Below are 5,359 nucleotides of genomic sequence, written 5' to 3' on the forward strand. Positions count from 1 at the left end.
ACTCCCTACTCCCTACTCCCTACTCCCTACTCCCTACTCCCTACTCCCTAAAACCCCAAGGGCGAGGTACCTCACCCAATTGAGAACTGCTATGGTACCCATAACGGGTACTGTCAAATTTTCTCAAATAAAGTAAACTAGAGTTGTCAGTCAATCGGTTATCGGGGGTGTTTAGTTTAGGAATTAAATTAAACCTAAATTCAGCCGAATTTACTTGATAATTACCGATATCAAATGCTAATATTTTATTAGCTAAAACAAAATTAGCCTTACCAATTTAGGGACAGTAATCAGGGTAATTTGCTTACGTAGAGATGTAACAAAAACCAAAAGTTTCAAATAGGATAGTTATCATCATCGGGGACATCTACGTTTTGCAAATCTATCTAGTAAACGCTCCCAATAGCTACATTATTTTCTAGCCTATTAATTAGTTAATCGGTAGCTATTACGTGAGCTTGATTAGGATTCCCTACTATGAACTCTAATACCAATCGATTTGAAGATGAACTGTTTATCAAAGCAGCCAAACTGTGGAATTTAGAAAAGTTGTATACAGAACTGGCTCAGAAAAAAACCGTTGCTACAAATAGGGAAATCAAATTAACCCCAGTGGAAAAAGCATGCTTAAGAGGTTTGCTGTGCGGCTATGCTCCCAAAAAAATTGCTGCTGCTCTCCATTGGAGTTGTGGGTCACTTAGTGTTCAACTAACTAAAGGTTTGTATCGGTATGTAGAAACCTTAACTAATCGGAAATCGAACACCCTAAAAAGTTGGAGAGATATCTCGATATGGCTGGAAGCCGCTGGATACAAAACTCCCCAGCAGTGCCAAGATTGGGGTGAAGCACCACAGATTTCTGCATTCTATGGACGCACTAGGGAACTGAACACCCTTAAGCAATGGATTAGTCTCAAGCGAAGCCAATTGGTAGCAATACTTGGGATAGTAGGGGTTGGCAAAACATCCTTAGCTGCCAAGTTAGCACGAGAGATTCAGGGGGAGTTTGATTATATTATTTGGCGATCGCTATCCTCTGCCCAACCCCTGAAGCAACTGCTGACACAACTGATTCCATTCCTGTCTCACCAGCAGTCATCGGAGTTACCAGAAGACATCAACCTGCTGATGTCTGATTTTCTAGAGTGTTTACGAGAGCATCGCTGTCTGGTAATACTCGATGATGCTGAACAGATTTTAAGCTGTGGCACTTTAGTTGGACAGTATAAAGCAGAATATGAGGATTATGGTCAACTTTTTAGACGAGTAGCACAAGAAAGACACCAAAGTTGTTTGCTCTTAATTAGTTGGGAACCACCGCTACAAATGGAGTTATTGGAGAAAAAAAACTATTCCACTCGTTCATTAACCCTAAACGGTTTACCAACAGAAGACGCTCGGAAACTATTAGTAGCTAATGGTTTGTCTGAACAAGAGCAAGACATAGAACTCATTAAACGTTATCGAGGCAATCCCCTAGGGTTAAAGCTGGCTGTGAAAACAATTAAAGACTTTTTTTTTGGTAGTGTCTCAGAATTTTTAAATTGGGATGACGTGATTGTTCCTGAGCCAATGAAAACAATATTAATCCAGCAATTGAATCGGTTAGATGAGTCAGAGAAGAAGGTGATTGCTTATCTAGCTAGGAATCCTACCCCCATTTCTATTAAACAATTGCGCTATAGTATTACTTTAGACTATAATTCACAACTTATTTCAGTTTTACAGTCTTTGGAAAGGCGCTCACTAATGGAAAAAATTTCCCATAGTAATCGCACATTTTTCACCACAATTCCTGTAATGAAAACGGTGATTAATGAGCATGAAGGTTGTTTGCTGTAGGGGGTAGGTCTAGGTTAGGTTAAAAGTTGGTTGAAGGTTTAATGTTTAAGGTTGAAGGTTTAATGTTGAAGGTTTAATGTTGAAGGTTTAATGTTGACAGTCAACCTTCAACATTAAACTACTATATAACTTCTATATAAGTTAACTTTTGATTAACTTATACTATCTCAAAGTCTTGGAAACCCACCGAGGTGCTGGTGTTGATTGTAGCAAACTGAGCTCCGCTTCCCAGACCACCTGCACTGCCATTCTGGTTGTAGAATAGATCGCCGGTATTGCTGTTGTAGACAATCAAAGCACTATTACTTTCGACGTCGCTATTATCAGATACAACCGCCCATTCACTGCTATCTAAGCCCCCACTCGACGTACCAGTGAGTGCAGTGAAGGTGCTCTGTTCGAGACTAATTCGGTCTTGACCTCCGATAAAGTTAAGAATGCTATCAAGACCTAAATCGGAAGCTGCTCCACCAAAAGTAAAGCTAGTAATACCGTTGCCACTGATTAGGACATCATTACCAGCTCCACCAACCAGATTGTCATCGCCATCACCTCCAATCAGAGTATCATTCCCGGCATCTCCAATCAGGTTATCATCACCAGCTCCGCCAACCAGGCTATCATTGCCAGCATTACCCCTGAGGTTGTCATCGCCAGCCCCGCCAATCAGGGTGTCATTGCCATTACCTCCAATACCAACCAAGGGTAAGACAGCATTGGTTCCGTCCAGGAAGTCATTACCATCACCACCGTTAAAGACTACCAGCTGTACATCAGTACCGGACAAGTCATTAACCGTTAAGGTGTCATTACCCCCAAGACCATTGATCTCAAACTGTTCTACATCATTGACATTCAGGTTGAACAGACCGAGATTCAACCGCTCAAAGCGTACCCTGGGGCCAAAGGGGTTGAGGGCAAAGTTATCTCCGGCACCATTTGCGCCATTGACTTCTACCACATCAAAGCCAGCACCACCTTCCATCAGGTCGCTACCATCACCGTTATTCCAAATCAGTCGGTCATTACCATTTGCGCCATTAATATTGTCATTTCCGCGATCGCCAATCAGGGTATCATTGCCTTGACCACCATCTAGAACATCAATATCATCACCACCGCTTAATAAATCATTGCCAGCTCTGCCATCAAGTACATCTTCCCCAGCAGCCCCTGCCAGGGTGTCATTGCCAGCACCCCCATCAAGAAGGTCATTGCCACCCACACCTAGTAAGAGGTCATTGCCAGCAAGCCCGATCAGGTTATCGTCATTGTTGTCTCCTACTAGAATGTCATTACCTGCACCACCGATTGATGTATTCATGAAACTTACTCCTGAATTTTTCAGAGATTGTGAGTAGGTATCTATATATAACTATGTACCTCTTTTGGATAATTATGCAAAAAGCCTACTATTTTTTTTTCCCTAGAGATTAACTTAATCGGTACATATGTACTAAAATAACGAAGAAACCTGGTAATCAACCGTTTAGAATTCCCCGGCGGGGGAGAGTTCAACTATTAAGTCAGTGATCGGATCTACTGTAGACAGTAGTGGTTCAACGTTAGAACCCAGACTGAGTTCATTCTGTTCACGGTACATACGGGCAAGAGCACCAGTGAAGCCAGCGTTGTAGTCAAGAGCGACTTCATTAATGGCATAGTTCGTTCGATCATCGACATAGGCATTATCGTCTGGTTCAGAGGGACCACCCACCAATGCACCATAGAGAATATTGAGGTTGTCCGTTGGTGATTCGATGTCATTGGTGGTGGAACCATGGGCTCCACGATGGTGGGGATTCTTGGGAGAATTGTGGCCAAAACCCACGACATAACTGCGATTGTTGGGATTATCCCCAAGAATGTAGTCAATTTGATCAGCGGCGAAATCGGAGTAACGACCATTACCATCATTAACGGTATCGCTATAAATACCAGCAAGGAAAGCAGTATTGGCAGCATATCGTAGGGAACCCCAGTCATTGAACCAAGCTAGTCCACCCTCCGTATATTCGATACCTTCACCACTGTCGTCACTCCAGTAGTCCAGCCAGCGTTCTACTTCGATACGGTACCTATCTTCGTCAGTTTCTTGAGCAAGGAGGATGCCAGTACCATAGACTTTTTGATCCCAGGATTGAGTCTGAGTCGGATCAATTCCTAGATAGTAACTTTCGGCTTTATCCAAGTAAGTCTGGTCACCGGTTGCTTTGTACAACCAAGTTGCAGACCAGGCTAGTTCATCTTCGTAGCCACTCCAAGAATTGTAGAAAATAGCAGCATCGGCGATAGAGTCAGAGTAGTTACCCTGATAGGTCTCGGCAAAGTCAAATAGGGCTTTGGCGTTTGTGAGTAGTTCATTAGCGTAGCTGTTGTTTGTGGATTGGAAGGCAATTGAGGCAGCAGCTAAAGCAGCAGCGGATTCACCAGCTAGGTCAGAACCTGGATTTAAAGGATCAATTTTGAACGCTGGTCGCGCCATGGTCATGGTTTCCGGCGGTGCCCAGACGCTGTGGTCGATTTCACCGGATCCCACCTGTGCCCAGAACTCTTGGGTTTGACCGTTACAGTCTGTGATGTGGGCTTTGAGTATGTAATCGGTACCCCACTTAATGGCATCCAAAGCCTCATCCCATTGACCCATTTGCTGGTAGGCATCTTGATATTCGATTGCCCCCCAAGCCAGCATAGTCATGGCAGCAGCCATGGGGAAGCCGAACTTGACGTGGTCCCCAGCATCGTAATAACCGCCAGTGAGGTCAACTCCTACATCAGCACCATCGTTGAGGGCAGAATCCCCGCGCCATGGGATGCGATTGTCCTCTGGAAGTTTACCCGAGCGCTGAGCTTCATAAAATAAGAAGGACTTTTCGACAGCGTCACCATAGTTGAACTGTGTTGAGAGATTGGTTGAGAACTTGGTGTTGATGATACTAGGTACAGTCTCACCATTTCCATTGGATGGGTTGATTTGAACAGGAGTAGATGCATTCATTAGTAATTTTTGATAACAAATCAAGTAAAATTACCCCTGTTTAATACTGGAAAAATAAAACAGGTCAACTTACCATTTTTTGTAGCTTATTCTGTTGTTTATTAAGATAAAAACAATGAAACAGGGTAAATCAATCCTGTTTAATAACGGTAAAACGAAATAGTCTCTAATTCTCCGTCAATAAAGGAGATAATAGGGCATCCTATGTGATTTACAAAGGCACTTTAAATTTGAGTAGTACTACTTTCAATAGCGACACCGAAATAGTTTTGTTTTGTAGCGATGCAGCGCGCTGCATCAAGAAACGATAGCTAATACTAGTTTACAACTGTTATAATATTTGTTTTAAAGAAAACTAAAAGATATTGTTAATTTTTTGTAAAGAATTACAATCCCTAACACACAGCATATAAGTTTTCAATTGGGTGAGGTACATGTTTCTAGGGAGCAGGGAGCAGGGAATACTCATAAGGGTAGGTTTTTTACTTTGACCTCAGGTGTGGGGTGTGGGGTGTGGGG

At 42.8% G+C, this 5,359-nt stretch carries 3 protein-coding genes; 1 reads left to right on the plus strand and 2 read right to left on the minus strand.

The window, feature by feature from the left end:
* Positions 1 to 477: 477 nt before the first annotated feature.
* Positions 478 to 1,842 (plus strand): NB-ARC domain-containing protein, encoded by a 1,365-nt coding sequence (locus tag AC4II3_RS30975; protein WP_488016271.1) that lies wholly within the window; start codon positions 478 to 480, stop codon positions 1,840 to 1,842.
* A 157-nt stretch (positions 1,843 to 1,999) separates the two neighbouring features.
* Here AC4II3_RS30975 and AC4II3_RS30980 read toward each other — a convergent pair whose 3' ends face one another.
* Together AC4II3_RS30980 and AC4II3_RS30985 are read right to left on the minus strand one after the other, a co-directional pair.
* Entirely contained in the window at positions 2,000 to 3,166 is a 1,167-nt protein-coding gene (locus AC4II3_RS30980; protein WP_488016272.1) for a calcium-binding protein, read from the minus strand.
* 165 nt (positions 3,167 to 3,331) lie between these two features.
* Positions 3,332 to 4,840: a glycoside hydrolase family 9 protein gene (locus AC4II3_RS30985; protein WP_488016274.1), complete on the minus strand. Its 1,509-nt coding sequence runs from the start codon at positions 4,838 to 4,840 to the stop codon at positions 3,332 to 3,334.
* Positions 4,841 to 5,359: the final 519 nt, after the last annotated feature.

It is taken from the genome of Moorena sp. (genome assembly GCF_982860115.1).

What these genes read in the sequence shown, in the direction of transcription:
- AC4II3_RS30975 (WP_488016271.1), top strand. Translation starts at nt 478, where the DNA reads ATGAACTCTAATACCAATCGATTTGAAGATGAACTGTTTATCAAAGCA.
- AC4II3_RS30980 (WP_488016272.1), bottom strand. Translation starts at nt 3,166, where the DNA reads ATGAATACATCAATCGGTGGTGCAGGTAATGACATTCTAGTAGGAGAC.
- AC4II3_RS30985 (WP_488016274.1), bottom strand. Translation starts at nt 4,840, where the DNA reads ATGAATGCATCTACTCCTGTTCAAATCAACCCATCCAATGGAAATGGT.